General features: G+C 67.6%; 26 protein-coding genes. 17 read left to right on the forward strand and 9 right to left on the reverse strand.

Going from position 1 to position 26,786, the window contains the following annotated elements; translation table 11 throughout:
* Positions 1-11: 11 nt before the first annotated feature.
* The 9 genes from BM013_RS10735 to BM013_RS40445 all read left to right on the forward strand — a co-directional run bounded on the left by BM013_RS10735 (position 12) and on the right by BM013_RS40445 (position 9,240).
* Positions 12-1,220 (forward strand): CaiB/BaiF CoA transferase family protein, encoded by a 1,209-nt coding sequence (locus BM013_RS10735; protein WP_093126343.1) that lies wholly within the window; start codon positions 12-14, stop codon positions 1,218-1,220.
* A 51-nt stretch (positions 1,221-1,271) separates the two neighbouring features.
* Positions 1,272-2,273 (forward strand): Bug family tripartite tricarboxylate transporter substrate binding protein, encoded by a 1,002-nt coding sequence (locus BM013_RS10740; protein ID WP_093126345.1) that lies wholly within the window; start codon positions 1,272-1,274, stop codon positions 2,271-2,273.
* A 47-nt stretch (positions 2,274-2,320) separates the two neighbouring features.
* Positions 2,321-4,279, forward strand: a complete 1,959-nt coding sequence (locus BM013_RS10745) for an acyl-CoA synthetase (RefSeq protein WP_093126348.1) — start codon at positions 2,321-2,323, stop codon at positions 4,277-4,279.
* A gap of 37 nt (positions 4,280-4,316) precedes the next feature.
* Positions 4,317-5,315, forward strand: coding sequence for a Bug family tripartite tricarboxylate transporter substrate binding protein (locus BM013_RS10750; protein ID WP_093126351.1), 999 nt, complete (start codon positions 4,317-4,319; stop codon positions 5,313-5,315).
* Between the two features lie 44 nt (positions 5,316-5,359).
* A complete protein-coding gene (locus BM013_RS10755; RefSeq protein ID WP_093126354.1) occupies positions 5,360-6,109 on the forward strand; it encodes an electron transfer flavoprotein subunit beta/FixA family protein in 750 nt (249 codons plus the stop codon).
* 2 nt (positions 6,110-6,111) lie between these two features.
* On the forward strand, positions 6,112-7,044 hold the full coding sequence (locus BM013_RS10760) for an electron transfer flavoprotein subunit alpha/FixB family protein (RefSeq protein ID WP_093126357.1): 933 nt from the start codon (positions 6,112-6,114) through the stop codon (positions 7,042-7,044).
* Positions 7,045-7,057: 13 nt separating this feature from the next.
* Entirely contained in the window at positions 7,058-8,029 is a 972-nt protein-coding gene (locus BM013_RS10765) for an NAD(P)H-dependent flavin oxidoreductase (RefSeq protein WP_093126360.1), read from the forward strand.
* A gap of 447 nt (positions 8,030-8,476) precedes the next feature.
* Positions 8,477-8,986, forward strand: a complete 510-nt coding sequence (locus tag BM013_RS10770; protein WP_093126362.1) for a DUF1993 domain-containing protein — start codon at positions 8,477-8,479, stop codon at positions 8,984-8,986.
* Positions 8,987-9,030: 44 nt separating this feature from the next.
* Positions 9,031-9,240: a hypothetical protein gene (locus BM013_RS40445; protein WP_143098264.1), complete on the forward strand. Its 210-nt coding sequence runs from the start codon at positions 9,031-9,033 to the stop codon at positions 9,238-9,240.
* Positions 9,241-9,398: 158 nt separating this feature from the next.
* On the opposite strand, the gene BM013_RS10775 is transcribed toward BM013_RS40445, so the two are convergent.
* The gene (locus BM013_RS10775; protein WP_093126365.1) at positions 9,399-9,881 is read right to left on the reverse strand and encodes a GreA/GreB family elongation factor; all 483 of its coding nucleotides are present in this window, start codon (positions 9,879-9,881) and stop codon (positions 9,399-9,401) included.
* A gap of 592 nt (positions 9,882-10,473) precedes the next feature.
* On the opposite strand from BM013_RS10775, the gene BM013_RS10780 reads away from it, so the two are divergent.
* Genes BM013_RS10780 through BM013_RS10790 form a run of 3 tightly spaced genes read left to right on the forward strand, consistent with a single transcriptional unit; the run spans position 10,474 to position 13,422 of the window.
* Positions 10,474-11,046: a TRAP transporter small permease gene (locus tag BM013_RS10780; protein ID WP_093126367.1), complete on the forward strand. Its 573-nt coding sequence runs from the start codon at positions 10,474-10,476 to the stop codon at positions 11,044-11,046.
* On the forward strand, positions 11,043-12,341 hold the full coding sequence (locus tag BM013_RS10785) for a TRAP transporter large permease (protein WP_093126370.1): 1,299 nt from the start codon (positions 11,043-11,045) through the stop codon (positions 12,339-12,341). The genes BM013_RS10780 and BM013_RS10785 overlap by 4 nt, the downstream gene beginning before the upstream one ends.
* 43 nt (positions 12,342-12,384) lie before the next feature.
* Positions 12,385-13,422: a DctP family TRAP transporter solute-binding subunit gene (locus BM013_RS10790; protein WP_093126373.1), complete on the forward strand. Its 1,038-nt coding sequence runs from the start codon at positions 12,385-12,387 to the stop codon at positions 13,420-13,422.
* Positions 13,423-13,447: 25 nt separating this feature from the next.
* On the opposite strand, the gene BM013_RS10795 is transcribed toward BM013_RS10790, so the two are convergent.
* Entirely contained in the window at positions 13,448-14,422 is a 975-nt protein-coding gene (locus BM013_RS10795; RefSeq protein ID WP_093126375.1) for a GlxA family transcriptional regulator, read from the reverse strand.
* Positions 14,423-14,539: 117 nt separating this feature from the next.
* Between BM013_RS10795 and BM013_RS10800 the strand changes: the two genes are divergently transcribed.
* The 4 genes from BM013_RS10800 to BM013_RS10815 all read left to right on the forward strand — a co-directional run bounded on the left by BM013_RS10800 (position 14,540) and on the right by BM013_RS10815 (position 18,094).
* Complete coding sequence (locus tag BM013_RS10800) at positions 14,540-15,007, forward strand: tautomerase family protein (RefSeq protein ID WP_093126378.1); 468 nt, start codon at positions 14,540-14,542, stop codon at positions 15,005-15,007.
* Between the two features lie 18 nt (positions 15,008-15,025).
* The gene (locus BM013_RS10805; protein WP_093126380.1) at positions 15,026-15,856 is read left to right on the forward strand and encodes a dienelactone hydrolase family protein; all 831 of its coding nucleotides are present in this window, start codon (positions 15,026-15,028) and stop codon (positions 15,854-15,856) included.
* A 70-nt stretch (positions 15,857-15,926) separates the two neighbouring features.
* Positions 15,927-16,916 carry a nucleoside hydrolase gene (locus BM013_RS10810; RefSeq protein WP_093126382.1) on the forward strand — a complete coding sequence of 330 codons (990 nt, stop codon included), beginning with the start codon at positions 15,927-15,929 and terminating at the stop codon, positions 16,914-16,916.
* Between the two features lie 128 nt (positions 16,917-17,044).
* Positions 17,045-18,094: an alpha/beta hydrolase family protein gene (locus BM013_RS10815; protein ID WP_093126385.1), complete on the forward strand. Its 1,050-nt coding sequence runs from the start codon at positions 17,045-17,047 to the stop codon at positions 18,092-18,094.
* Positions 18,095-18,180: 86 nt separating this feature from the next.
* Here the strand turns inward: BM013_RS10815 and BM013_RS10820 are convergent, their stop codons facing one another.
* From BM013_RS10820 to BM013_RS10845, 6 genes are all read right to left on the reverse strand, one after another.
* A complete protein-coding gene (locus BM013_RS10820; protein ID WP_093126387.1) occupies positions 18,181-18,918 on the reverse strand; it encodes an amino acid ABC transporter ATP-binding protein in 738 nt (245 codons plus the stop codon).
* Between the two features lie 39 nt (positions 18,919-18,957).
* Positions 18,958-19,644 (reverse strand): amino acid ABC transporter permease, encoded by a 687-nt coding sequence (locus BM013_RS10825; protein WP_093126390.1) that lies wholly within the window; start codon positions 19,642-19,644, stop codon positions 18,958-18,960.
* A 1-nt stretch (position 19,645) separates the two neighbouring features.
* A complete protein-coding gene (locus BM013_RS10830) occupies positions 19,646-20,377 on the reverse strand; it encodes an amino acid ABC transporter permease (protein ID WP_093126831.1) in 732 nt (243 codons plus the stop codon).
* Positions 20,378-20,470: 93 nt separating this feature from the next.
* On the reverse strand, positions 20,471-21,370 hold the full coding sequence (locus tag BM013_RS10835) for an amino acid ABC transporter substrate-binding protein (protein WP_093126394.1): 900 nt from the start codon (positions 21,368-21,370) through the stop codon (positions 20,471-20,473).
* A gap of 168 nt (positions 21,371-21,538) precedes the next feature.
* A complete protein-coding gene (locus BM013_RS10840) occupies positions 21,539-23,005 on the reverse strand; it encodes an aspartate ammonia-lyase (RefSeq protein ID WP_093126397.1) in 1,467 nt (488 codons plus the stop codon).
* A gap of 176 nt (positions 23,006-23,181) precedes the next feature.
* Positions 23,182-24,174 (reverse strand): LysR substrate-binding domain-containing protein, encoded by a 993-nt coding sequence (locus BM013_RS10845; protein ID WP_093126399.1) that lies wholly within the window; start codon positions 24,172-24,174, stop codon positions 23,182-23,184.
* Between the two features lie 69 nt (positions 24,175-24,243).
* Between BM013_RS10845 and BM013_RS10850 the strand changes: the two genes are divergently transcribed.
* Positions 24,244-25,689, forward strand: coding sequence for an amidase (locus tag BM013_RS10850; protein ID WP_093126402.1), 1,446 nt, complete (start codon positions 24,244-24,246; stop codon positions 25,687-25,689).
* A 123-nt stretch (positions 25,690-25,812) separates the two neighbouring features.
* On the opposite strand, the gene BM013_RS10855 is transcribed toward BM013_RS10850, so the two are convergent.
* Positions 25,813-26,751 (reverse strand): 2-hydroxyacid dehydrogenase, encoded by a 939-nt coding sequence (locus BM013_RS10855; protein ID WP_093126405.1) that lies wholly within the window; start codon positions 26,749-26,751, stop codon positions 25,813-25,815.
* Positions 26,752-26,786: the final 35 nt, after the last annotated feature.

Genomic DNA, 26,786 nt, shown 5'->3' on the forward strand with positions numbered 1-26,786 from the left:
AAGTCCTCGCCATGCCTTTGCTGAACTCCTCGCTGCCGCTTGCCGGCGTGCGCGTCCTCGATCTGTCCCGCATCCTGGCGGGCCCCTGGTGCGGCATGGTGCTGGCCGACATGGGCGCCGAGGTGATCAAGGTCGAGCACCCGGGCCGCGGCGACGACACGCGCGACTGGGGCCTGCGCGTGGGCAAGACCGAGACCGCCTACTTCAACAGCGTGAACCGCAACAAGCGCTCGGTCACGCTCGACCTGCAGACGCCCGAGGGCCAGCAGATCGCGCGCGACCTCGCCAAGCAGTGCGACGTGGTGATCCAGAACTTCAAGTTCGGCGGCATCGACAAGCTGGGCCTGGGCTACGAGCAGCTCAGCAAGGAGCAGCCGGGCCTCATCTACTGCTCGATCTCGGGCTACGACCGCACCGGCGCCGAAGCCGCGCGCCCGGGCTACGACCTGGTGGTGCAGGGCGAGGCGGGCCTGATGGCGCTGAACGGCGAGGCCGACCAGCCGCCGCTGAAGTTCGGCGTGGCCGTGGTCGACCTGTTCACCGGCATGTACTCGGCGCAGGCCGTCCTGGCGGCGCTGTACCAGCGCGAGAAGACCGGCAAGGGCCGGCATGTGGAAATGGCGCTGTTCGACTGCGGCCTGATGATCACCGCCTACTACGGCCTGGAAGCGCTGCTGATGGGCGAAGACCCGCCGCGCTACGGCAACTCGCACCCGTCGATCGTGCCGTACGGCGTGTTCGACGCGGCCGACGGCCCGCTGGTGATCACCGTGGGCAACAACGCGCAGTTCGCGCGCTTCTGCACCGAGGTGATGGAGCGTCCCGACCTCGCGGCCGACGAGCGCTTCAAGACCAACATCCTGCGTTCGGCCAACCGCGCGGCGCTGCTGCCCGAGCTGCAGGCCGAGCTCGCCAGGCGCCCGCGCGACGGCCTGCTCGAGAAGCTCACCGCCTCGGGCATTCCGTGCGGCGAGGTGCTGGGCCTGCTGGAGGCGCTGAACTCGAAGCGCGCCACCGACGCCGGCCTTGTCACCACGCAGCCGCACCCGGTGGCCGGCACGGTCAACGTGCTGGCGCCGCCCTACCGTTTCGATGGCGAGCGCCTGCCGGTGCGCAGCGCGCCGCCCACCCTGGGCGAAGGCACGCACGACGTGCTGCAGTCCCTGCTCGGCCTGTCGGATGAAAAGCTGGCCGCGCTGAAAACAAGTGGCGTGGTCTGAAGCAAAGACGCGCCTGTCTGTCCGTTTGTGTATCCCTGAATGAAGAAGTCCATGGCCTCCCCCGTTTTCCGTTCCCTCCGCAATCCTGTTCGCCGTGCACTCCTTGCCCTGGCTCTTCCACTCATCGCCGGCGGCGCGTTCGCGCAAGCCTGGCCCAGCAAGCCGATCACGCTGATCGTGCCCTTCCCGCCCGGCGGCCCGACCGACGTGGCCTCGCGCATCGTGGCGCAGAAGATGTCGACCGCGCTCAAGCAGAACATCGTGATCGACAACCGCAGCGGCGCGTCGGGCACCGTGGGCGCGGCCACCGCGGCGCGCGCGCCGGCCGACGGCTACACCTTCGTGATGCTGGCCACGCCCACGCTGTTGGCCTCGCACCTGTACGGTCCCACCGGCGGCTACGACATCTTCAAGAGCTTCACGCCCGTGGGCTCGGTGTACGACCTGCCCATCGTGCTGGTGGTCAACCCCAAGTCGCTGCCTGAAGTGACGAGCCTGCAGGGCCTGATCGCCAAGGCCAAGGCCGAGGGCGGCAAGCTCAACTACACCACCGCCGGCGCCGGCAGCTTCGGCCACTTGACGACCGAGCAGCTGAAGACCATCGGCAAGTTCGACATGCAGCACGTGCCCTACCGCGGCAGCGCGCCGGCCGTGACCGACCTGATCGGCGGGCAAGTGCCCGCGATGTTCTCCGACCTCGTGGCCGTGATCCCGCACATCCGCGCGGGCAAGCTGACCGCCATCGCGGTGGGCTCGGGCAAGCGCGTGAGCCTGCTGCCCGAGGTGAAGACGGTGGCCGAGCAAGGCTTCCCGGGCTTCGACGCGACCTCGTGGGGCGGCCTGCTGGCACCCGCGGGCACGCCCAAGGACATCGTCGAGCGCATGAGCGCCGAGCTGAAGAAGGCACTGGCCGACAAGGAAGTGCAGGACAAGCTCGAGAGCGTGGGCTCCTTTGCCGCCTACCGCACGCCCGAGCAGACCGGCGAGCGCATGCGCCAGGACTTCGAGCGCTGGGGCAAGGTCATTCGCGACAACCACATCACGAACCAGTAAAACGGCAGGCGGCCCGGCCGCGCACCACCGGCATCAAGGAGACAGACATGACAGACACGCAGAGCCACAAGAACAACTACAAGACGCCGGTCGGCGCGCCGTTTCGCCCCGCATCCCCGGTTCGCAGCCTGGCGGACATCCACCGGCTCGAGGAGACGCCGCTGGCGCAGGCGCTCACGGTGCGCAGCACCTACGAGATCTTTCGCAACGCGGGCCATGCCTTCGGCGACAAGACCGCGCTGACCTTCCTGCGCACCGGCAACCCGGCCGACGCGCCCATCCGCTGGTCGTACGCCGAACTGCTCGCGCGGCTGCACCAGACCGCGAACATGCTGCACACGCTGGGCGTGGGGCCCGGCGACGCGGTGGCCGTGCTGCTGCCCGGTTGCCTCGAGTACCACCTGGCGCTGTGGGGTGGCGAGGCGGCCGGCATCGTGCAGCCGCTGAACCCGCTGCTGACCGACGAGAAGCTGGTGGCGCTGATGACCGCGGCGCGCGCCAAGGTGCTGATCGCCTACGGCTCGGACAGCGAGTCGGGCATGTGGTCGAAGGCGATGCGCCTGCGCGGCCAGGTGCCCACGCTGACCACCGTGCTGCGCGTGGCGCCGCACGACGAGGCGCCCGGCAAGGCCGGCGCGCTGCCCGAAGGGGTGGCCGAATTCGACGTGCTGCGCGCCGCGCAACCCGACGACCGGCTGGTGAGCGGCCGCGACATCGCGCCCGCCGACATCGCGGCCTACTTCCACACCGGCGGCACCACGGGTGCGCCCAAGCTCGCGCGCCACAGCCACGGCGCGCAGGTGTTCACCGCCTGGGCCAGCGTGCAGGTGGCGGGCATGAACGAGAACGGCATCTCCATCAACGGCTACCCGCTGTTCCATGTGGCGGGCGTGCTGCCGGCCTCGCTGGCCTCGCTATCGGCGGGCGTGGAGGTGATCATTCCCACGCCCTCGCTGCTGCGCAACAAGGAGGTGCTGGCCAACTACTGGAAGCTGGTGGCGAAGTACCGGCCGACCTCGCTGTCGGCGGTGCCCACCATCCTCGCCGCGCTGGCCAACGTGCCGCTGGACGGCGCGGACATCTCGTCGATCACCTACTGCCGCACCGGCGCGGCCGTGCTCTCGCCCGAACTCGCCGCGCGCTTCGAGCGCCTGTTCGGCCTGCACGTGCACGAGAGCCTGGGCATGACCGAGATGGCCGGCATCTCGACCATCACGCCGCCCGGCGTGGACGGGCCCGCGGGCTGCGTGGGCTTTCGCCTGCCGTACATGCAGATGCGCGTGGTGGCGCTCGACGAGAACGGCAATGCGAGCGACCGCGAGGTGGCGCCCGGCGAACAGGGCATGGTGCTGTTCAAGTCGCCCAACGTGTTCTCGGGCTTCGTGGACCCGGCCGACAACGCCAAGGCCTTCACGGCGGACGGCTGGCTCGCCACCGGCGACCTGGGCTGGATCGACAGCCAGGAGCGGCTCAACCTCACGGGCCGCTCGAAGGACCTGATCATCCGCAGCGGCCACAACATCGACCCCAAGACCATCGAGGACGCGCTGGGCGCGCACCCGGCCGTGCAGCTGTGCGCCGCCGTGGGCGCACCCGACGCCTATGCGGGCGAGCTGCCGGTGATCTTCGCGACGCTGGTGCCCGGCGCCTCGGCGACGGAAGAAGAACTGCTGGCCTTCACCGCAGCGCGCGTCGACGAGGCACCAGCCAGGCCCAAGTGGGTGTCGGTGATCGAGACCATGCCGATGACCAACGTCGGAAAGATCTACAAGCCCGAGCTGCGGGCCATGGCCGCACGCCAGGTGGTGGCCGCGACGGTGGCCGAGGTGTGCGCGGAACTCGGCGTGGCCGAAGGTGCGCGGCCGGTCGTGAAGACCGACGGCGAAAGCCTGGTGCGCGTGCTGATCGACGGCGCCGCCGCGGGCCCGCTGGCCGCAGCGCTGCAGGAGCGGCTGCAGAAGGCGCTGGAGCCGCTGCCCTTCAAGACGCGCATCGCAGCGCAGTGACCTTTTTGAAACCTAGAAGCAGAGACAGAGACAAGCCATGACCTTCCGCCTTTCGAACCGCCGCGCCGTGCTGTGCGCCACCGCTTCGCTGGCCGCGCTGTGCGTGTTGCCCACCGCACAGGCGCAGAACACCTACCCGAACAAGCCGATCCGCATGGTCGTTCCCTTCGCCGCGGGCGGCGCCACCGACGTGCTGGCGCGCGTGCTGGGCCAGAAGATGTCGGCCGGCCTGGGCCAGCCCATCGTCATCGACAACAAGCCCGGCGCGGCCGGCATCATCGGCACCGACGCGGTGGCCAAGTCGCCGGCCGACGGCTACACCGTGGTGCTGTCGCTGAGCAACTCGCTGATGACCAACGAGTTCCTCTACGACAAGCTGCCCTACGACTCGCAGCGCGACCTCACGCTGGTCTACCAGATCGCGATGGCGCCGCTGGTGCTGGTGGTGCACCCCGGCGTGCCGGTGAAGACCGGCCCCGAGCTGCTGAAGCACGCCGCCGCCAACAAGGGCAAGCTGGCCTACGGCTCGTACGGCGTGGGCGCGTACCCGCACCTGGCCGGCGCGCACATGAGCCTGGCCACGCAGTCCGACATGAACCACGTCGCCTACAAGGGCGAGGCGCCGATGGTGCAGGACCTGATCGGCGGCCAGATCCAGATGGCCTACGCCAGCGCGCTGGTGGCCAAGCCGCACATCGAGTCCGGCAAGCTGCGCGCCGTGGGCGTGACCGGCGAACGCCGCATGAGCACGCTGCCCAACGTGCCCACGCTGGCCGAGCAAGGCCTGAAGGACGAGGCCTACCGCGTGACCGGCTGGCTCGCCATTGCGGTGCCCGCCAACACGCCCAAGCCCATCGTCAACCGCCTGGCGGAAGAAGTGCGCAAGGCCACGCAGCAACCCGACGTGCAACAGCGCGTCGCGGCCATGGGCTTCGAGCTGAAAGACAGCTCGCCCGAACTCTTCGCCGCCGCCTACAAGGCGGAACGGCCGGTGTGGGAGCGCCTGATCAAGCAGTCGGGCGCGCGCCTCGAATAAACCTCATCCATTCAATTTTTCATTCGTCATTCGAAGGAACAACCATGAAGATTCTTGTACCTGTCAAACGGGTCGTCGACTACAACGTGAAGGTGCGCGTGAAGAGCGACGGCACCGGGGTGGACATTGCCAACGTGAAGATGAGCATGAACCCCTTCGACGAGATCGCTGTCGAAGAGGCTGTGCGGCTGAAGGAAAAGGGCGTGGTCACGGAAGTGATCGCGGTTTCCTGCGGCGATGCGAAGTGCCAGGAAACGCTGCGCACGGCGATGGCCATCGGTGCGGATCGCGGCATCCTGGTCGAGACCACCGAAGAGCTGCAGCCCCTGGCCGTAGCCAAGCTGCTCAAGGCGCTGGTCGACAAGGAACAACCCGCGCTGATCATCCTGGGCAAGCAAGCCATCGACGACGACGCCAACCAGACCGGCCAGATGCTGGCTGCACTGGCCGACCTGCCCCAGGCCACTTTCGCCTCCAAGGTCGAAGTCGCTGGCGACAAGGTCACCGTCTCTCGTGAAGTGGACGGCGGCATGGAAACGCTGAGCCTCACGCTGCCGGCCGTCATCACGACCGACCTGCGCCTGAACGAGCCGCGCTACGTCACCTTGCCCAACATCATGAAGGCCAAGAAGAAGCAGCTGGACGTCTTCAAGCCCGAAGACCTGGGTGTGGACGTCAAGCCCCGCCTGAAGACGCTGAAGGTCGCCGAGCCGCCGAAGCGCGGCGCCGGCATCAAGGTGCCTGACGTTGCAGCGCTGGTGGACAAACTGAAGAACGAAGCGAAGGTGATCTGAACATGACCGCACTAGTTATTGCCGAACACGACCACGCCAGCATCAAGCCGGCCACTCTCAATACCGTGACCGCAGCGCTGGCTTGCGGTGGCGAAGTGCACGTGCTGGTTGCAGGCGCGAACGCAGCGGAAGCTGCGAAGGCTGCAGCGCAGATCGCCGGCGTGACCAAGGTCATCGCAGCCGACAGCCCGAGCTTGGCCGAGAACCTCGCCGAGAACGTCGCCGCCCAAGTGCTGTCGATTGCCAGCAACTACAGCCACATCCTGTTTCCCTCGACCGCCAACGGCAAGAACGTGGCTCCCCGCGTGGCCGCCAAGCTGGACGTAGCGCAGATCAGCGACATCACCAAGGTCGACAGCCCCGACACCTTCGAGCGCCCGATCTACGCCGGCAACGCGATTGCCACGGTGCAGAGCAGCGACGCCACCAAGGTCATCACCGTTCGCACGACCGGCTTCGATGCCGCTGCTGCCACCGGTGGCAGCGCAACGGTCGAAACGGCTGAAGGCGTGGCAGACAGCGGCAAGAGCAGCTTCGTCGGCCGTGAAGTCACGAAGAGCGAACGCCCTGAACTGACGGCCGCCAAGATCATCGTCTCCGGTGGCCGAGCCCTGGGCAGCGCCGAGAAGTTCCAGGAAGTCATGGCGCCCTTGGCCGACAAGCTCAACGCAGGCCTCGGCGCCAGCCGCGCCGCAGTGGACGCAGGCTACGCCCCCAACGACTGGCAAGTGGGCCAGACCGGCAAGATCGTTGCCCCGCAACTGTACATCGCAGCAGGCATCTCCGGCGCCATCCAGCATCTGGCCGGCATGAAGGACTCGAAGGTCATCGTGGCGATCAACAAGGATGAAGAAGCACCGATCTTCAGCGTGGCCGACTACGGCCTCGTCGCCGACCTGTTCGTGGCCGTGCCCGAACTGGTCAAGGCGCTGTAAGCGGCACCGGCGCATGAAGACCCGCATCACCGAACTGCTGGGCATCCGCTACCCGATCGTCCAGGGCGGCATGCAATGGGTGGGCCGCGCCGAGCTGGCGGCGGCCGTGTCGAACGCCGGGGGCCTGGGCGTGCTCACGGCGCTGACGCAACCCACGCCCGACGACCTTCGCCAGGAAATCGCGCGCATGCGCACGATGACCGACAAGCCCTTCGGCGTGAACCTCACGATCCTGCCGTCGGTGAAGCCGCCGCCGTACGCCGAGTACGTGCAGGCCATCATCGACAGCGGCGTGAAGATCGTGGAGACCGCGGGCAACAGCCCGAAGGACTTCATCGAGGCGCTGAAGCGCCATGACGTGAAGATCGTGCACAAGTGCACCTCGGTGCGCCATGCGCTGTCGGCCGAACGCAATGGCGTCGATGCGGTGTCGGTCGACGGCTTCGAGTGCGCCGGTCATCCGGGCGAGGACGACGTGCCCGGCCTGGTGCTGCTGCCCATCGCGGCGCGCAAGCTGCGCATTCCGATCATCGCGTCGGGCGGCATTGCCGACGGCCGCGGCATGGCCGCCGCGCTGGCCTTGGGCGCCGAGGGCATCAACATGGGCACGCGCTTCTGCGTGACCCAGGAGGCGCCGATCCACGAGAACATCAAGCAGGCGCTGGTCGATGCGACCGAGCGCGACACCAAGCTGATGTTCCGCACCCTGCGCAACACCGCGCGCGTGTTCCGCAACGCCATCTCCGAAGAGGTGGTGGCCACGGAGAACCGGCCCGGCGGCTGCGAGTTCGAAGAGGTGCGCCCGCTGGTGGCCGGCGCGCGCGGGCGCGCGGCGCTGGAATCTGGCGAGGTGCACAACGGCGTGGTCTCGGCGGGGCAGTGCATCGGGTTGATCGACGACATTCCCACCTGCGCCGAGCTGCTCGAACGCATGGTGCGCGAGTGCCGCGAGCACCTGGACCGGGCGCGGTCCTGGATGGACTGAGTCTTTCCACTCGCCTTCGGGGGGCGTTCACGCCGACGGGGTACCTTGCTCCGAGAATGTCCTCCGGCCTGGGACCTCCCCCTTTATTTCGCTGCGCAAGGCACCCCATCGGCCTGAGCGTTCAGCGAAGTTGCGCACTGCACCGCACGGACCATGAGTCACGCGCGCGGCGCATTGCGGAAGCTGTATTTGTTGGCGATTGCCGAGACTTCGTTCGGCATGAAGCGGCTACTGCGCCGGCGCTCTTCTCTGAAGCGGACGCCCCCTTGCGCCCGCGGGCAACGTGCTGCTTCTCGCGCTGCGCGAGCGTCCTTGAGCCAGGTGGGTTCGCGCGGCTTGCAAGCTGCATGCGCGATGGTTCACCCTATGCTGTTAGCCTTGCATGGTCAGCAGGTCCTCTGCCGCGCCAACTCCGGCCATCGTGCCCAATCTAAAAGTGAATTCACCATGACCAGCCCGCTGTACAACGCCTCCGTTCCCGTCATGCAGCAGATGCTGCGCGCCCTGTCCGACGTTCTCAAGAAGGCCGAAGACCACGCGACGCAAAAAAATATCGATCCAAATGCGCTGCTGCAGACGCGGTTGTTCCCCGACATGTTTCCGCTGATACGCCAGGTCCAGATCGCCGCAGACTTCTCCAAGGGCATTGCCTCCCGCCTGGCTGGCGCCGAGGTGCCGTCCTGGCCCGACACCGAGGTCAGCTTCGCCGACCTGCAAGCGCTGATCGCCAAAGCTCTGGCCCATATCGGCTCCTTCGAGGCCGGGCAATTTGATTCAAGCGAGAGCCGCGAGATCGTCTTGCGCCCCGGCACTCCCAAGGAAAAGAAGCTGACCGCCAGCGCATATCTTCTGCACTACGGCCTGCCGCAGTTTTTCTTCCACGTGACCACCGCCTATGCCCTCTTGCGCCACAACGGCATTGAGATCGGCAAGCGCGACTACATGGGGGCCTACTGACCCAGGACTCACAGGAGTTCAGCCACTCGGGCCACTGCCGCCCGATGGCAACCAGAGCCTTCATCGCTGCGCGATTTCAGCCGACTGTGGATGGAGGCTTTGTCTGCCCTGATTTTCTTGGCGCCTGGTCAAAGCTGACCACATGTCTGCTGCGTCGGTCTGTGAATCACACAGTCGACCCGTTGCGGGCGTTCGGCTTTGGTTTTCTGATGGCGGCCATGCAACGGTTGCGGCCGGTGATGTCGGCCTCCTGAGTTCACGGTCTGGGCCATGCAGCGGTCATTCATGCGCCAGTGTCATCTCGACCCCGTGGCCGCTTTCAGGTACTGCCGACCTTGCCAGCCAGCCGGTACGTTCGCGACGCCTGCACGTCTGCCGACCTCGGCCAATTCGGCGTGAACCTGCTTGCGGCCTAAAGAACCCGCAGCACCTCGAACTGCTGTCGGATCGGAGCGACCTGCATCGACACCTCATCGCCCTCGCACTTGCCCAGCATTGCCCTGGCCAGAGGGGCTTCGCTGCTGATGACCTGAACAAGCCGAGCGCCGCTGACCAACTTCATGCTGCCCCCATCCGGGCCGAGAAAGAGATGTTGCTGCTTGTCGTCGGCATCGACCAGGCAGACCAGCGAGCCGAGCTGTATGCCTTTGATGGCGTCGTAGGGACGCGGGTGGAATCGGCGCCAATTGGCCATCGCCTGGCGTATGGCTTCGGCGCGCCGAGCTTGGCCGGTGGCCAGGTAGGCGGCTTCGAGTCCCAATGTGTCGTATTTATTTTCGGCGATGTTTTCTTCGTGAGTCGCCGTTTCATGGGCTGCCCGCACGGCCTGTTCGGCTTGCAGCAGGTCTTCGGCGAGCCGTTCCAGCACCTGCTGTTGAAGCAAGAATTTATCCATGGCGAAAGGTCGGCATCTCGAACAAGCGGGGGGCGGGTTTTGATTATGAAGGGCTCCAGAAGCCTTCGACGCTGCTGTTGGCTGCAGGTCAACTTCAGCGATGGGCCCACCAGCGCCGTTCGCCGCCTGGTGTCGACCGGCAGCAGACAGTCTGAAGCGAACATCGAACGCAGCCACACCAAGGTCGACTGCGGCCGACACCAGCCCTTCAGACTTCTGCTTGTCCAGCGTCCGTCTCTCGCGAAAACGCGGTGGTACGCCCCCCGCACGTCCATCTGCAATCCGCCGCAGCGATCACCCCCCAACCTCACCGCCGCACTCATCGTGCGCAGGGCGTCGGGTGCTCCCCGCAGCGAAACAAAGGGGAAGCTGCGGTAGCCCGAAGGCCGGGAGACATTCGCGCAGGGGAGTGCCCGGCGGCCTGTGCACACGCCCCGAAGGCGGCCCAGCAAGCCAGCCAGCTAAGGAAACCCCCGATGCATGAGTGGTCATCGACCCCCTAGCATCGGTCACAGTTTCCCTGTCGAGGTGTACGGAACGCGTCCCGGCGTCCGCCCGGTGACATGGCGTCCTGCCTCACTGACCTTCCGCGATGACAACTCCACCCGAGTCCGGCCCCACGCTGGACGCCGCAAGCCCCCTCCCCCCCGACATTCCAGCCGCCGACGAACCCACCAAGGTTCCCCTTGCCATCGAGGACTGGCTCACCGTCCTCATCATGGGCGCGCTGGCGCTCATCACCTTCGCCAACGTGCTGGTGCGCTACTTCACCGACTCGTCCTTCGCGTGGACCGAAGAGTTCTCGGTGTTCCTCATGATCATGCTGGCCATGGTCGCGGGCTGCGGCGCGGTGGCACGCGACCGGCACATCCGCATCGAGTACTTCTCGGAGAGCGGCTCCATGGCACGGCGCAAGCGGCTCGCGCAGTTCGGCGCACTCATGATCGCCATCCTGTTCCTGCTGATCGGCACGCTCAGCCTGCGCATGGTGTGGGACGACTACCGCTTCGAGGAGACCACGCCGGGCATCGGGCTGCCGGCCTGGTGGTATTCGATCTGGCTGCCGATCGTGTCCTATGCGATCGCGCTGCGCGCCGTGGGCCTCATGGTGCGCCGCGGCCGCAAGACCAACTACGCCTCGGACAGCAAAGGCGCCACCAAGTGATCGCCACCCTGCTCTTCGTTGCCTTCGTCGCCATGATGCTGGTGGGCGTACCCATCGGCGCCGCGCTGGGCCTGGCGGGCGCGGCCTGCATCGCGCTGGCCAACGGCGACGCCCAGTGGTTCGGCCTGCTGGCCGTGCCGCAGAACTTCTACGCCGGCCTGGGCAAGTACCCGCTGCTGGCCATTCCGATGTTCGTGCTGGTCGGCTCCATCTTCGACCGCTCGGGCGTGGCACTGCGGCTGGTGAACTTCGCCATTGCCATCGTGGGGCGCGGCCCGGGCATGCTGCCGCTGGTGACGATTGCGGTGGCGATGTTCATGGGCGGCATCTCGGGCTCGGGCCCGGCCACGGCCGCCGCGGTGGGCGGCGTGATGATCGCGGCCATGGCCCGCGCGGGCTACCCCAAGCCCTTCGCGGCCAGCGTGGTGGGCGCCGCCGCGGCGACCGACATCCTGATTCCGCCTTCGGTGGCCTTCATCGTCTACTCGGTGCTGGTGCCCAATGCTTCGGTGCCCGCGCTGTTCGCGGCCGGCATGATCCCCGGCATCCTGGCCGGCCTCGCGCTCATGGTTCCGGCCGTGTGGCTGGCGCGCAAGCACCACATGGGCACGCTCGAAGCCGCGCTGCCGCGCCCGCCGTTCTGGAGGAGCCTGCGCGAAGCCAGCTGGGGCCTGGCGGCGCCGGTGCTCATTCTGGGCGGCATGCGCCTGGGCTGGTTCACGCCCACCGAGGCGGCCGTGGTGGCGGTGTTCTACGGGCTGTTCGTGGGCATGGTGGTGCACCGCACGATCAAGGTCCGCGACCTGTTCGCGATCCTGCGCGAGTCGGGCGAGCTGTCGGCCGTGATCCTGATCGTGGTGTCGCTCGCGGGCATCTTCGCGTACTCGCTGTCGACGCTGGGCGTGATCGATCCGGTGGCCCATGCCATCGTGAACTCGGGCCTGGGCGAATACGGCGTGCTGGCGCTGCTGATCCTGCTGCTGATCACGGTCGGCATGTTCCTGGACGGCGTGTCGATCTTCCTGATCTTCGTGCCGCTGCTGTGGCCGATCGTGCAGTACTACAAGTGGGACCCGGTGTGGTTCGGCGTGATCCTCACGCTGAAGGTGGCGCTGGGCCAGTTCACGCCGCCGCTCGCGGTGAACCTCATGGTGTCGTGCCGCATCGCCGGCGTGCGCATGGAGGAGACCGTGCGCTGGGTCGGCTGGCTGCTGTTCTCGATGTTCGTGGTGATGGTGCTGGTCATCGCCTTTCCGCAACTCGCGCTGTGGCTGCCGCACAAGCTCGGCTACTGATCCGTTTCTGTCCGCTCTTCAAAAAACCACCAGGAGACTTCTCATGAAATTCCGCCGCACCCTGCTCGGCCTCGCTGCCGCAGCCACCGCCCTGGGCATGTTCTCGTCCGGCGCCATGGCACAGGCCGCCTACAAGCCCGAATACAAGATGTCGCTGGTGCTCGGCCCGCCCACGCCCTGGGGCCAGGCCGGGAAGATCTGGGCCGACATGGTGAAGGAGCGCACGCAGGGCCGCATCAACATCAAGCTGTACCCCGGCGTGTCGCTGATCCAGGGCGACCAGACGCGCGAGTTCAGCGCGCTGCGCCAGGGCGTGATCGACATGGCCGTGGGCTCGACCATCAACTGGTCGCCGCAGGTCAAGCAGCTCAACCTGTTCTCCATGCCCTTCCTGATGCCCGACTACGCGGCCATCGACGCGCTCACGCAGGGCGAGGTCGGCAAGGACATGTTCAAGACGCTCGACAAGGCCGGCGTGGTGCCGCTCGCCTGGGGCGAGAACGGCTTCCGCGAGATCACCAACTCCAAGCGGCCGATCAAGTCACCGGCCGACGTCAAGGGCATGAAGATCCGCGTGGTCGGCTCGCCCATCTACTCCGACATGTTCACCGCGCTGGGCGCCAACCCCACGCAGATGAGCTGGGCCGATGCGCAGCCCGCGCTCGCCAGCGGCGCGGTCGACGGCCAGGAGAACCCGCTGTTCCTGTTCACGGTGCTGAAGATGCAGAACGTGGGCCAGAAGTTCGTCACCACCTGGGGCTACGTGGCCGACCCGCTGGTGTTCGTGGTGAACAAGGAAATCTGGGCCTCGTGGACGCCGGCCGACCAGGCCATCGTGCGCCAGGCTGCCGTCGACGCGGGCAAGGAAGAAATCGCCATCGCGCGCAAGGGCCTGGTGGAAGCCGACAAGCCCGTGCTCAAGGACATTGCCGGCATGGGCGTGACCGTGACCAGCCTCACGCCGGCCGAGCGCGACGCGTTCGTGAAGGCGACGCGCCCGGTGTACGACAAGTGGAAGTCGACCGTGGGCACCGACCTGGTGGCCAAGGCCGAGCAGGCGATCGCCGCGCGCAAGAAGTAAACAGGAACCGCGAACCGCGGGCGCCTCAGTGGCCCTGACCCCGGTAACGGCTGGGGTTGGCGCCCGCCATCTTCTTCATCAGCCGCCGCAGCGCCGTGGCGTCCTGGTAGCCCACGGCGCCGGCCACCTGCTCGACCGTCATGCGGCTGGTTTCGAGCAGCGCCCGGGCGCGCCGCAGCCGCACGCCCTGCACCAAGGCCTGCGTGCTCTTGCCGGTGGCCTTCTCGATGTGGCGCGCGAGCGTTCGCTGCGACATGCAGAACTCGCGCGCCAGCATGCTCACCGAAGGCGCGTCCGGCAAGGCCGACTCCACCCGCGCGGTGAGCCGCGCCACCAGTTCGTTGCCGTTGGCCAGCACCTCCGTCACGATGAACGGCGACTGCGCCTGGCGCCCGTCGATCAGCAGCATGCGCGAGACCAGGTCGGTGAGCGCGCTGCCGCAGCGCTCGCGCAGCAGGTGCAGCATCAGGTCGGTCTGCGCGAACGCGGCGCCCGCCGTGACCACGGGCCCGTCGGCGCACACCATGCGGTCGGCATCGACCGTGCAGCCCGGCGCCATGCGCGCGAGCAGCGGCGCGTACCACCACGACGTGGTCGCGCGCCGGCCCTGAAGCAGCCCCGCGGCGTTCAGCAGGAACACGGCCGAGCATGAGGCCGCGACCTGCCCGCCCGCCTTGGCGTGGCGCACGAGGCCCGCGACGGCCTTGACCGCGTCGTCGGTCTCCAGGCACTGGCGGATCTCGCCGGGCGTGTTGAGGCCGAGCCCCGGCACCACCCACGTCGAGCGGTCGTCGCGCGGGCGCACCGGCAGGCGCGTGGTCTCGAGCGTCATGCCGGCCTGCAGCTTCACCGGGCCGCCCTGCACCGAGCACAGCCGCCACCGCGGCGGCGCAACGCCCGCACGCGCGGCCACGGCTTGTGCGGCGCCGAGGATGTCGAGCGTGACCGCAACGCTGGAGTTGAAGGCGCCGGGGAGCACCAGGACGGTGAAATCGTGCATGTCGATGGTTGTCCGATAAAGCCCTGAAACAGTCAAATTGGACACTGCCATTCTGGCGATGCGAGCGGCCCAATACAAGCCTCTCAGCTTCCATCGGGCCGCCAAGGCCGAGCGCACATGCCCACCCTCTTCGTGAACATTCCCCAAGGCTCGTTTCCCGGCGAGAGCCGCTCCACCCTGGTCCGCAAGCTCAACGACGCAGCGGCCGCCGCCGAGCAGATGCCCGACGATCCCCGTGCGCGCGCCATGTGCTGGGTGCTCGTCGACGAAGCCGCCGCCGGCGCATGGACCTGCGGCGGCGTGGACCTGAGCGCGCAGCTGCTGCCGTGCACCGTGCTCGCGTACCTGCCCGCCGGTGTGCTCGACGATGCATCGCGCAGCCGCTTCACCGCCCATGTGCACGCCGCGTTCCAAGAGGCGCTGCCGGCGGACGACAAGCGCCGCCTCGCCACCTCGGTGGTGATGAACGAGGTGCCCGACGGCGCCTGGGGCGTGGGCGGCGAGGTCTGGCGGCTGCCCGACTTCGCGCGCGCCGCGGGCTATGCGCATCTGCAGCATCTCGTCCACCCGGCGCCGGCCCCCTGAACGACGAACGAGCCACCCATGACACCCACGCGCGCCCTGGACCAGGACGACCCGCTCGAGGACTTCACCCCGCGCCAGATCACCCTCGACGGCATCGGGAAGAAGGTTCATGTCACCGGCCATGGCCCCGCTGTGGTCGTGATGACCGAGATGCCCGGCATCAGCCCCCACGTGGCGCGCTTCGCCCGCTGGGTGCGCGACGCGGGCTTCACCGTGTACATGCCCTCGCTGTTCGGCCGCGACGGCGCGGTGCCCGGCGCCGAGGAAGGCACCCTCGTGTTCAGGCGCGCCTGCGTGAGCGCCGAGTTCCGCGCCCTCGCATCGAACGCGTCGAGCCCCGTGACGCAATGGCTGCGCGCGCTCGCGCGGCTTGCGCACGAGGAATGCGGCGGGCCGGGCGTGGGCGCCATCGGCATGTGCTTCACCGGCAACTTCGCGCTCTCGATGATGATGGAGCCGGCCATGCTCGCGCCGGTGGTGTGCCAGCCTTCGCTGCCGCTGGACGACCCCGCCGGCATGAACGTGGCGGCCGACGAACTGGCCGCCGTGCGCCAGCGCCTGGAGCGCGAAGACCTGACGGTGATGGCCTACCGCTTCGACGGCGACAGGTTCTGCAAGGCCGAGCGCTTCGCGGCCTTCTCGCAGGCACTGGGCGAACGCTTCGTGACGCGCGTGCTGCCCGACAGCGCGGCCAACCCGAACACGCCGCCCTTCTTCGCGCAGGTGGTGGCCAGCCCGCACAGCGTGGTCACGGCGCACCTGATCGACGAAGCCGGCCAGCCGACGCTGGCGGCGCGCGACGAGATCCTGGCGTTCTTCGCGCGGCGGCTGCGCGACGGCGCACGCTGACCTGCCCGCGGTGCTCTGGCAGACTCGCCCGGCAGGGGCGCGCCGTTCGCGCCCGCCGAGGAGCCATGCCATGCAGCCGACCTTTTCCAGCGACAGCACCGACACCAACGACACCACCGAGCACACGCTCGTCATCGACACCGACCCCGGCGCCGACGACGTCATCGCGCTGCTGTTCGCGATGGCGGCGCCCGAGCGGCTGAACATCCAGGCACTGACGACGGTGGCGGGCAACGTGCCGCTGGCCAAGACCTCGCGCAACGCGCGGCTGGCCTGCGAATGGGCCGGGCGGCCGGAGATTCCCGTGTACGCGGGCACCGAGCGGCCCTTGCAGCGCACGCCGATCTACGCTGCCAACATCCACGGCAAGGAAGGCCTCACGGGCGTCGACGTGTACGAGCCCGCCGCATCGTTGGCCGACGGCCATGCGGTCGACTACCTGATCCGCATGCTGCGCGCCGCGCCCGACAAAAGCGTGACGCTCGCCATGCTCGGCCCCCAGACGAACCTGGCGCTGGCGCTCGCGCAGGCCCCCGACATCGTGCGCGGCCTGCGCGAACTGGTGCTCATGGCCGGCGCGCATTTCAACGGCGGCAACATCACGCCGGTGGCCGAGTTCAACGTGTTCGCCGACCCGCACGCGGCCGAGGCGGTGCTGCTGACAAGCGGCGTGCCCATCACCATGCTGCCGCTGGACGTGACGCACAAGATCCTGACGAGCGAGGAACGCATCGCGCGGTTGCGCGGCATTGGCAACCGGGCCGGCGCGATCGTCGCGGACATCCTCGACGCCTATGCGCCGCAGGAGATGAAGCACTACGACATGCCCGGCGGCCCGGTGCACGACGCCACCGTCACGGCCTACCTGCTGCAGCCTTCGCTCTTCAAGGGCAAGCGCATCCATGTGGAGATCGACAGCCGCGAGGGCATGGGCTTCGGCCAGACGGTGGCCGACTGGTACGGCAGCCTGCAGCGCGCGCCCAACGTGAACTGGATCGTCGACGGCGATGCGCAGGGGTTCTTCGATTTGCTGACGGCACACATCGCGCGGCTGCCCTGAGCACTCGCGCGCCGCCTTCCACACCGCCTTACACACCGCATTTCGCGCACTTCATCGCAATCCCGTGGCAGCCGCGCAGCGGCGCGGCCACCATGCGGGCTCCATCGACACCGTCCAGGAGATCCGCCATGCGCACCGTTTTCCGCCAGGTCCTGCTGCTCGCCTCGGGCTTGCTGCTGTCGTTCCAACTCATGGCCGCCGAAGCCGGCTGGCGCCAGCTGAGTCTTCCGGGCGCGACGCCGGACGCCGCGCCCGTCGTGGTCGCGCTCTACTACCCGACACAGGCCGCCGCCCGCGCCATTCCCATGGGGCCGTTCACGGTGCGCGTGGCCATCCAGGCGCCGCCCGAGGAGCGCTTCAAGGGCCTGATCGTGTTGAGCCACGGCGTCGGCGGCACCGAACTGGGCCACACCAGCCTGGCCGAGGCGCTCGCGCGGAACGGCTACCTGGTCGCGGCCATCCGCCATCCGGGCGACAACTGGCAGGACGGCTCCCTGTTGAAGAAAGGCGCGGCGGCCTACTTCACGCAACGGCCGCGGCAGATCTCCCACGTGATCGACGTGCTGTTGAAAGACCCGATGTGGAAGGACCGGATCGCCGGCGACGCGCAAGGCCCTCGCATCGGCGCATTGGGTCATTCGGCCGGCGGCTACACGGTGCTGGCGCTCGCGGGCGGGCAGGTCGACCTGTCGCGCATCGCCAGCCATTGCGCGAACGAGCGCGCCGCCGACCCAGTCTTTTGCGGCGTCGGGCGCAACGCCGGAGCGCCGGCCGGCGCGCCGGCGGCCCCGGCATCGCCGCTGCTGCCTTCGCAGCGCGACCCTCGGGTGCGCGCGGTCGTGGCAATGGCTCCGGCGGGCGTTCCCTTCACCGCCGCTTCGCTCGCGGACATCCGCGTGCCCACGCGGATCTACGAGGCGCAGCAGGACCGCTTTCTCGTGCCGCGCTTCCATGCCGAATGGGTCGCGCAGAACATGCCCGACGCCGAACTCCAGCGGATTCCCGACGCCTGGCATTTCGCCTTCATGGACACCCCCTCCAGTGCGATCCCGACCGACGACGGGGATGTCCGGGCCGATCCGCCGGGCTTCGACCGCAAGGCGCTGCTGGTGCGGCTGGGCAGCGAGATTCCGGCGTTCTTCGACAAGGTGCTTGCGGCGGGCCCCGGCACGAAATAGATCGCGTGCACAACGCCCGCCGCCAATGAAAAAGGGGCCACGCTCTTGAAGCGCGGCCCCTTTTGACCGAACCCGGCAGCGGCTGGTCAGTGCTGCAGGATCTTGTTCAGGAAGTCCTTGGTGCGCGGCTGGCGGTTCTCGGGATGGTTGAAGAACTCGTCCTTCGGGCAGTCTTCCAGGATCTTGCCGCCCACGTCGATGAAGATCACGCGGCTCGCCACCTTGCGGGCGAAGGCCATTTCGTGCGTGACCACCATCATGGTCATGCCTTCCTTGGCCAGGCTCACCATCACGTCGAGCACTTCGCCGACCATCTCGGGGTCGAGCGCCGAGGTGGGTTCGTCGAACAGCATCACCATCGGGTCCATCGACAGGGCACGGGCGATGGCCACGCGCTGTTGCTGGCCGCCGGACAGCTGGCCGGGGAACTTGTCCTTGTGCGCCATCAGGCCCACGCGGTCGAGCATCTTCATGCCGCGGGTCTTGGCTTCCTCGGGCGAGCGGCCCAGCACCTTGATCTGAGCGATCGTGAGGTTCTCGGTCACCGACAGGTGCGGGAACAGCTCGAAGTGCTGGAACACCATGCCGACCTTGGAGCGCAGCTTGGGCAGGTTGGTCTTGGGGTCGTGCAGCGGGATGCCGTTGACGGTGATCTCGCCCTTCTGGAAGGGCTCGAGCGCGTTCACGGTCTTGATGAGGGTGGACTTGCCCGAGCCCGAAGGCCCGCACACCACCACCACGTCGCCCTTGGAGATGCTCACCGAACAATCGTTGAGCACCTGCACCGGGCCGTACCACTTCGATACGTTCTTGATTTCAATCATTTTTTCGGACATTTCTTTCTCTCCGGTTCAGCACGCGGGTCAGCGAATGATGGCGATTTTCTTGTGCAGGCGCTTCACCAGCCAGGAAAGGGCGTAGCACATGACAAAGTAGACGACGGCCGCCAGCAGGTAGGCCTCGATGGGACGGCCGAAGTTCTTGCCGGCCGTCTCGAAGCCCTTGAGCATGTCGTAGGCGCCGATGGCGTAGACCAGCGAGGTGTCCTGGAACAGGATGATGGTCTGCGTGAGCAGCACCGGCAGCATGTTGCGGAACGCCTGCGGCAGCACCACGAGACGCATGTTCTGGCCGTAGGTCATGCCCACGGCCTGGCCGGCGTTGACCTGGCCGCGCGGGATCGACTGGATGCCCGCGCGCATGATCTCGCTGAAGTAGGCCGCCTCGAACGCGACGAAGGTGATCACGGCCGAGATTTCGGAGCGGTAGTTGGAGCCCACCGAGCCGAACAGCGAATAGAACGACGCCGGCACCAGCAGGAAGAACCACAGGATCACCATCACCAGCGGGATGCTTCGCATGCCGTTGACGTACAGGGCCGCGGGCGCATCGAGCCACTTCTTGCCCGACAGGCGCATGAGCGCCAGCAGGGTGCCGAAGATCACGCCGCCGATCGTGGCCACCACCGTCAGCATGATGCTGAAGTAGAAGCCCTTGACGACGAAGTTGCTGATGACGTCCCAGTTGTAGAAGGACAGGTCCAGATTCATGTCAGTGTCCTCCGCCGCCGGCGCTGGCCGAGACGATGAAGCCCGGCACGCGGGTCTTCTTCTCGATGTAGGCCATGAGCCGGTTGATGATGAGCGCCGACACCACGTAGCACGCCGTCACCGCAAGGTAGACCTCGATGCCGCGCGAGGTTTCTTCCTGCGCCTGCATGGCGAACATGGTGAGTTCGGTGACCGACACGGCGAACGCGACGGACGAATTCTTGAAGATGTTCATCGTCTCGCTCGTGAGCGGCGGCAGGATGATGCGGTACGCCATGGGCAGGATCACGTAGCGGTAGTACTGCGGCGTGGTGAACCCCACCGCCATGCCCGCGTAGCGCTGGCCCTTGGGCAGCGCCTGGATGCCCGAGCGCACCTGCTCGGCAATGCGTGCGGAAGTGAAGAAGCCCAGCGCCAGCACCACGAGGATGAAGCTCGGCACGCCCTTCATGACGGGAATCAGCGCCGGAATCACGTGGTACCAGAGGAAGATCTGCACCAGCAGCGGGATGTTGCGGAACAGCTCCACCCAGGCGTTGCCCAGGCGCACCAGCCACGGGCTGTCGGGCAGCGTGCGGATGATGCCGACCAGCGAGCCGAGTACCAGCGCGACGATCAGCGCCAGCAATGCAACCGACACCGTCCAGCCCCAGGCCGACAGCATCCATTGCAGGTAAGTCGGGTAATCCCCCCCGGGGTCTTGCAGGAAGACCTGCCAATCCCAGTTGCCCATGTTCATTCACTCCTTCAGCACTTAGAAAACCTGTCCCTTGAAAAGAAACGCCCACCGTGAAAGGTGGGCGTCATTCACGCAGCGACGCGCCGCTTATTCCTTGGTGACGTACTCTTCAGCCGGCTTGTCGTTCGGGTTGGCCCAAGCGTTCTTGGTGGCTTCGCCCAGCGGCAGGTTGATGGTCACGCCAGCGGGCGGGATCGGCTTGAGGAACCACTTGTCGTACAGCTTGGTCAGCTCGCCCGACTTGGCCTGTGCCTTGATGCTGTCGTCCACGGCCTTCTTGAAGGCCGGGTCGTCCTTGCGGATCATGATGCCGATGGGCTCGACGGCCAGCACGTCCGACAGGATCTTGTAGTCCTTGGGCGACTTCGACTTGGCGGCCAGGGCAGCCAGGATCGAGCCGTCCATCACGAAGGCGTCGGCGCGGCCGGTTTCCAGCAGCAGGAAGCTGTCGGAGTGGTCCTTGCCGTAGACCTCCTTGAAGGTCAGGTTCTCGGCACGCTTTTGCTTGCGCACGGTCTGCAGCGGCGTGGTGCCGGTGGTGGTGGCGACCGTCTTGTCCTTCAGGTCGGCCAGCGAGTTGATGCCCGAGTTGGCCTTGACGACGATCTTGGTTTCTTCGACGTAGGTGGTCACGCCGAAAGCCACGTCCTTCTGGCGGGTGGCGTTGTTGGTGGTCGAGCCGCACTCGATGTCCACGGTGCCGTTCTGCACGAGCGGAATGCGGTTCTGCGAGGTCACGGGCTGGTACTTGACTTCGAGCTTCTTGCCGGCGGCCTTCTCGAGGTCCTTGATGATGTTGGCGCAGACGTCGTAGTGGAAGCCGGTGTACTGGCCGTTGCCCAGCGTGTAGGACAGGCCGGAGGATTCGCGCACGCCTTCAGTGATGACGCCCGAGGCCTTGATCTTGGCCAGGGTGTCATTGGCCTGAGCCATCGCGCCGCCGGCGGCCAGTGCCGCAATTGCCAATGCCAATACTTGTTTTTTCATACGTAAGACTCCTGAGGGTGACTGAAACAGATACAACTAAATTCTAGACATTCACATTTTGCGTGATACCCGGACCAACCCGGTGCATCTGCGCGCGCACTGCACCGCGACGGCGCATGAGGGCGCCAGCCTGGTGCGATCCTGCCTCCTGGCATTGTCCGACTTTCACTAAGCAGCCTTTGTGCCCGGGGCAGCGCCCGACGGCTCGGCGGCCGGTGGAACCGGCGCGGCCGTGAGGCGCACCGGCTGGGTAAGATTCTCCGGCACGAGCAGCGCCTCCATCTCGGCGCGCGTCATGATGCCCAGCGACTCGGCCACGAGATCGATCGGGCCGCCCGTGGCCAGCGCGGTCTTGGCGATGAGCGCGGCCTTTTCGTAGCCGATGAGCGGGTTGAGCGCGGTGACCAGCGTGACGGATTCGCGCACCCTCTTGGCGAGGAACTCGCGGTTGGCCTCGATGCCCTCGACGCAGTTCTTCTGCAGCGTGTTGCAGGCCTTGCCCAGGTGCTGGATGCTCTTGAACAGGCTCCAGCCCATGATCGGCTCGAAGGCATTGAGCTGCAGCTGGCCGGCCTCCGAAGCCATCGTGACGGTGATGTCGTTGCCGATGACCTCGAAGGCCACCTGGTTCATCACCTCCGGGATCACCGGATTGACCTTGCCCGGCATGATCGACGAGCCCGCCTGCCGCGCCGGCAGCCTGATCTCGCCGAAGCCGGCCTGCGGACCGCTGGACAGCAGGCGCAGGTCGTTGCAGGTCTTGCTGAGCTTGGTGGCCACGCGCTTGAGAACGCCCGACAGCTGCACGAAGGCCCCCGTGTCCTGGGTGGCCTCGATGAGGTTGGCGGCCTGCTTGAGCGGCACGCCGGTCTGCTCGGCAAGGTACTGGCAGGCCAGGTTGGCATAGCCGAGCGGCGCGTTGATGCCGGTGCCGATGGCGGTGGCGCCGAGGTTGATTTCCTCGATGAGCGCGCGCGCCTCGCCCAGGCGGGCCTCGTCCTCGCCGATCATGATCGCGTAGGTCAGGAACTCCTGGCCCAGCGTCATGGGCACGGCGTCCTGCAGCTGGGTGCGGCCGATCTTCAGGATGTCCTTGAACTCCAGCGCCTTGGCCTCGAAGCTCTTGCGCAGCGAGGCCATGGCCTCGAGCAGCCGCCCGATGGCGAACCACAGCGCCAGGCGCACCGCCGTGGGGTACACGTCGTTGGTGCTCTGCGAGGCGTTGACGTGGTCGTTGGGGTGCAGCACGTCGTAGCGCGCCTTCTCGTGGCCCAGCTTTTCCAGCGCGAGGTTGCAGATGACCTCGTTGGCGTTCATGTTGGTCGAGGTGCCCGCGCCGCCCTGGATGACGTCGACCACGAACTCGTCGAGCAGCTTGCCGTCGATGATGTCCTCGCAGGCCAGGATGATGGCCGCCGCGCGGTCGCGGTCGATGGCGCCCAGGTCGGCGTTGGCGCGCGTGGCGGCCTTCTTCACGTAGGCCAGCGCGCGCACCAGGTCGGGCATGGCCGAGATGCGCGTGCCGGAGATGGCGAAGTTCTCGACGGCCCGCGCCGTGTGCACGCCCCAGTAGGCGATGGCGGGGATCTGCTTCTCGCCGAGGAAGTCGTGCTCTGTCCTGAAATTGGCGCTCATACAGGTTCCTCGGCTAAAAAAAAGCACGCGATTGACGCGTGCCGAAGATGTTGCTTGTGACAGCGGCGAAAAAGCAGCCGCGACTGTAGTGGCGCCCGGCTCGGGGCGCCAATGCCGTATGCGGGGAGGGCCATGCGCGGCATTTATAGATTGTGCGGTGCACAAATTCTGGACCATCAGCCCGGCGGCTGGGTGCCGACCAGGTACGACCACAGCGCATCGGCCGTGCGCTTGGGCTGCAGGGCGCCGTCCACCGGCACGGTCTTGGCGGCGGCGCGGCCGGTGCCGGTCTTCACGGGGGCCGGCGCGGTGGGGCGCTCGCGGTAGGCGCGGATTTCCATCGTCGCCTCCAGGCTGTCGATTTCCGGGGGCAGCGCGCTCACAAGCTTGCGCGCCTTGATTTCCTTGCGCACCGCGCTTTGCGGCAGGAAGGCGATGCCATGGCCTTCGAGCGCCATCACCTTCAGGCCTTCGGCCATGTCGGTCTCGTACACGCGGTCGAGGTGGATGGCGGTGCCCGACTCCTTGAGCAACTGGTCGACCACGCGGCCCAGGTAGGCGCCCGGCGCATAGCCCAGGTACGGCAGCGGCTGGCCGGGGCGGCCCGGCAGCCGGTAGCGCGGCGCGCCGTCGGCATCGGCCTTGACCCAGGGCGCCACGGTTTCCTCGCCCAGGCTGACCATCTCGTACTTGTTGGCGTCCAGCTGCAGCGGCTGCGAGGGGTGGTGGTAGGCAATGAGCAGGTCGCAGCTGCCTTCGACCAGCCGCAGCACCGCGTCGTGCACGTTGAGCGCGATGAGCCGGCTCTTCATGGGCCCGAAGTGCTCGCGCAGCGTGGTGACCCAGGCCGGGAAGAAGGTGAAGGCCAGCGTGTGCGGCACGGCGAACTCGATCACGTCCTGCCCCGCGGCCGAGTGCCCGCGCAGCATGGCGCGCGTGCTCTGCAGCGACTGCAGCATCTCGATGGCCTGGCTGTAGAGCGTCTGCCCCGCCGGCGTGAGCCGCGTCGGGTACGAGCTGCGGTCGACCAGGTCGGTGCCGGCCCAGCCTTCGAGCGCCTGGATGCGGCGCGAGAACGCCGGCTGGGTCACATGCCTCAATTGAGCCGAGCGGCTGAAGCTGCGGGTCTCAGCCAGGCTGATGAAGTCTTCTAGCCACTTTGTTTCCATACGCGGCGATTATGCGAGCGCCGCGCCATACTGGGTGCCCCTCCCTTTTCCGCACGCGCCGCCCCTGCCATGCCCTCAGCCGACGACCTGCTTGCGCTCAGCGCCACCGAACTCTCCCGCCGCATCGCCTCGCGCGACGTCTCCTGCCGCGAAGTGATGCAGGCCTCGCTGGCCCGCATCGAGGCGCTGAACCCGCGCTTCAACGCCATCGTCTCGCTGCGCGACACGGCGCAGGTGCTGGCCGAAGCCGGCGAGCGCGACGCCGAACTGGCGCGCGGCGAGCGGCGCGGCTGGATGCACGGCTTTCCGCTGGCCGTGAAGGACCTGAGCCACGCCGCCGGCCTGCCGACCTCGATGGGTTCGCCGCTGTCGCCGCGTTCGCCGGCGCGCACCGACAGCCTGCACGCGGCGCGTGCCAGGGCGGCCGGCGCCGTCGTCATCGGCAAGACCAACACGCCCGAGTTCGGGCTGGGCTCGCACACCTACAACACCGTGTTCGGCATCACGCGCAACGCCTATGCGCCCGAGCGCAGCGCGGGCGGCAGCAGCGGCGGCGCGGCCGTGGCGCTGGCCCTGGGCATGCTGCCCGTGGCGGACGGCAGCGACATGATGGGCTCGCTGCGCAACCCGGCGGCCTTCAACAACGTGATCGGCATGCGGCCCTCGCGCGGGCGCGTGCCGGGCAACCCCGACGACGAGCTGTTCTTCCAGCAACTGGCCACCGACGGCCCGATGGCGCGCACCGTCGAAGACGCGGCGCGGCTGCTGGCGGTGCAGTCAGGCTTCGACGCGCGCGTGCCGCTGTCGTCCGAGCACGCCCTGCCCTCGCCCGACACGCTGCAGCTGGAAGGCGACGGCAAGGGCTTGCGCATCGGCTGGCTGGGCAGCATCTGGCCCGACCTGCCGCTGGCGCCCGGCGTGCGCGAGCTCGGCGAGAAGGCGCTCGACACCTTCCGCACCATCGGCTGCAGCGTGGAGCCCTGCACGCTCGACGTGCCGCGCGAGCACAACTGGAGTGCCTGGCTGCGGCTGCGGCAACTGCTGGTGGGCGGCAAGCTGGGCGCCTACATGAGCGACCCGAAGCTGTTCGCGCAACTCAAGCCCGAGGCGCAATGGGAAATCGAGCAGAGCCGGCACCTCGACGCGGCCTCGCTGTACCAGGCGTCGCTGTACCGCTCGAACGTGTACCGCGCGTTCGTGAAACTGTTCGAGCGCTTCGACTTCGTGGTGGCGCCCACGGCGCAGGTGTTCCCGTTCGACGCCGAGCTGCACTGGCCCGACGAAGTCGCGGGCGTGAAGAGCGACACCTACCACCGCTGGATGGAGATCGTCACGCCGTTCACGCTGGCGGGGTTGCCGACCTTGAATGTGCGCGCGGGGTTCGGTGAAGGCGGCCTGCCGATGGGGCTGCAGCTGGCGGGGCCGATCCATGCGGACCTCGATGTGCTGCGGCTCGGGCATGCCTACGACCAGGCGTGCGGCTGGGCCTCGCACCGTCCACCAGTATTGGCTTGACTCCCTCCCCTCCCGGGGGAGGGCGGGGGTGGGCGCAAGCGGCGCGTCCATCGGGCGCCCTGCCCGCCCCCCGTCCCAGCCTTCCCCAAAGAGGGGAAGGAGAAGGGAAAAGGCGCAAGCCCGTCAGATCGGCGTAACGACGCCGCGCCCCGCGAAGTGCCCTTCGGCATTCGCGAGGAAGTGGTCGACCGACTTCTGCGTGGCCTCGGGCGACCAGCCCGCCACGTGCGGCGTCAGCAGCACGTTGTCCAGCCCGACCAGCGGCTCGGGGCGCTTCGGCTCGCTCTCGTACACGTCGACGCCCGCGCCCGCGATGCGCTTCTCGCGCAGCGCCGCGGCCAGCGCCTCGGTGTCGACCACGCTGCCGCGGCCGATGCTCACCAGGTAGCCGCGCGGCCCCAGCGCGTCGAGCACTTCGGCATTCACCATGTGCCGGGTCGCCGGTCCGCCCGGCGCGACCAGCACCAGAAAGTCGGCCCAGGCCGCGAGCGACTTCAGGTCGCCGAAGTAGCGGTGCGCCGAGCCTTCGCGCGGCTTGCGGTTGTGATAGCCGACCTCCATGTCGAAGGCCGCCGCCCGCTTGGCGATCTTCTGGCCGATGGTGCCCAGCCCCAGGATGCCCAGCTTCTTGCCCGACACGTTCGCCGGCTGCTCGATGGCGTCGCGCCACACGCCTTCGCGGCAGATCCGGTCGAGCATGCGGAAGTCGCGCACGATGCCGATCAGCAGGCCGAAGGCGTGGTCGGCCACGCAGTCGTCGTTGGTGCCCGCGCCGTTGGCCGTGGCGATGCCGCGCGCACGCGTCGCCTCCAGCGGCACGCCTTCGTAGCCCGCGCCCATGCAGCAGATCAGCTCCAGCGCGGGCATGGCCGCGATTTCCTCGGGCGTGATGCCGATCACGCCGATGGTCAGCACCGCGCGGAATTTCTTGCCGTGCTCGGCGATGGCGGCGGCGCGCTCGGCGGGGCCGAAGGCATAGGTCATGTCGTAGACCTCGGCAATCTGGGCCTGGTGGGCGCTCGACAGGCCGTTGAGCACCAGCAGGGGAATCTTGGTCGACACGTGAGAGCTCCTGGAATCGATGAAAAAGAATTGAA

The organism is Variovorax sp. OK605 (genome assembly GCF_900115445.1).
GTDB lineage: Bacteria > Pseudomonadota > Gammaproteobacteria > Burkholderiales > Burkholderiaceae_C > Variovorax.

What these genes read in the sequence shown, in the direction of transcription:
- BM013_RS10735 (WP_093126343.1), top strand. Translation starts at nt 12, where the DNA reads ATGCCTTTGCTGAACTCCTCGCTGCCGCTTGCCGGCGTGCGCGTCCTC.
- BM013_RS10740 (WP_093126345.1), top strand. Translation starts at nt 1,272, where the DNA reads ATGGCCTCCCCCGTTTTCCGTTCCCTCCGCAATCCTGTTCGCCGTGCA.
- BM013_RS10745 (WP_093126348.1), top strand. Translation starts at nt 2,321, where the DNA reads ATGACAGACACGCAGAGCCACAAGAACAACTACAAGACGCCGGTCGGC.
- BM013_RS10750 (WP_093126351.1), top strand. Translation starts at nt 4,317, where the DNA reads ATGACCTTCCGCCTTTCGAACCGCCGCGCCGTGCTGTGCGCCACCGCT.
- BM013_RS10755 (WP_093126354.1), top strand. Translation starts at nt 5,360, where the DNA reads ATGAAGATTCTTGTACCTGTCAAACGGGTCGTCGACTACAACGTGAAG.
- BM013_RS10760 (WP_093126357.1), top strand. Translation starts at nt 6,112, where the DNA reads ATGACCGCACTAGTTATTGCCGAACACGACCACGCCAGCATCAAGCCG.
- BM013_RS10765 (WP_093126360.1), top strand. Translation starts at nt 7,058, where the DNA reads ATGAAGACCCGCATCACCGAACTGCTGGGCATCCGCTACCCGATCGTC.
- BM013_RS10770 (WP_093126362.1), top strand. Translation starts at nt 8,477, where the DNA reads ATGACCAGCCCGCTGTACAACGCCTCCGTTCCCGTCATGCAGCAGATG.
- BM013_RS40445 (WP_143098264.1), top strand. Translation starts at nt 9,031, where the DNA reads ATGGCAACCAGAGCCTTCATCGCTGCGCGATTTCAGCCGACTGTGGAT.
- BM013_RS10775 (WP_093126365.1), bottom strand. Translation starts at nt 9,881, where the DNA reads ATGGATAAATTCTTGCTTCAACAGCAGGTGCTGGAACGGCTCGCCGAA.
- BM013_RS10780 (WP_093126367.1), top strand. Translation starts at nt 10,474, where the DNA reads ATGACAACTCCACCCGAGTCCGGCCCCACGCTGGACGCCGCAAGCCCC.
- BM013_RS10790 (WP_093126373.1), top strand. Translation starts at nt 12,385, where the DNA reads ATGAAATTCCGCCGCACCCTGCTCGGCCTCGCTGCCGCAGCCACCGCC.
- BM013_RS10795 (WP_093126375.1), bottom strand. Translation starts at nt 14,422, where the DNA reads ATGCACGATTTCACCGTCCTGGTGCTCCCCGGCGCCTTCAACTCCAGC.
- BM013_RS10800 (WP_093126378.1), top strand. Translation starts at nt 14,540, where the DNA reads ATGCCCACCCTCTTCGTGAACATTCCCCAAGGCTCGTTTCCCGGCGAG.
- BM013_RS10805 (WP_093126380.1), top strand. Translation starts at nt 15,026, where the DNA reads ATGACACCCACGCGCGCCCTGGACCAGGACGACCCGCTCGAGGACTTC.
- BM013_RS10810 (WP_093126382.1), top strand. Translation starts at nt 15,927, where the DNA reads ATGCAGCCGACCTTTTCCAGCGACAGCACCGACACCAACGACACCACC.
- BM013_RS10815 (WP_093126385.1), top strand. Translation starts at nt 17,045, where the DNA reads ATGCGCACCGTTTTCCGCCAGGTCCTGCTGCTCGCCTCGGGCTTGCTG.
- BM013_RS10820 (WP_093126387.1), bottom strand. Translation starts at nt 18,918, where the DNA reads ATGATTGAAATCAAGAACGTATCGAAGTGGTACGGCCCGGTGCAGGTG.
- BM013_RS10825 (WP_093126390.1), bottom strand. Translation starts at nt 19,644, where the DNA reads ATGAATCTGGACCTGTCCTTCTACAACTGGGACGTCATCAGCAACTTC.
- BM013_RS10830 (WP_093126831.1), bottom strand. Translation starts at nt 20,377, where the DNA reads ATGGGCAACTGGGATTGGCAGGTCTTCCTGCAAGACCCCGGGGGGGAT.
- BM013_RS10835 (WP_093126394.1), bottom strand. Translation starts at nt 21,370, where the DNA reads ATGAAAAAACAAGTATTGGCATTGGCAATTGCGGCACTGGCCGCCGGC.
- BM013_RS10840 (WP_093126397.1), bottom strand. Translation starts at nt 23,005, where the DNA reads ATGAGCGCCAATTTCAGGACAGAGCACGACTTCCTCGGCGAGAAGCAG.
- BM013_RS10845 (WP_093126399.1), bottom strand. Translation starts at nt 24,174, where the DNA reads ATGGAAACAAAGTGGCTAGAAGACTTCATCAGCCTGGCTGAGACCCGC.
- BM013_RS10850 (WP_093126402.1), top strand. Translation starts at nt 24,244, where the DNA reads ATGCCCTCAGCCGACGACCTGCTTGCGCTCAGCGCCACCGAACTCTCC.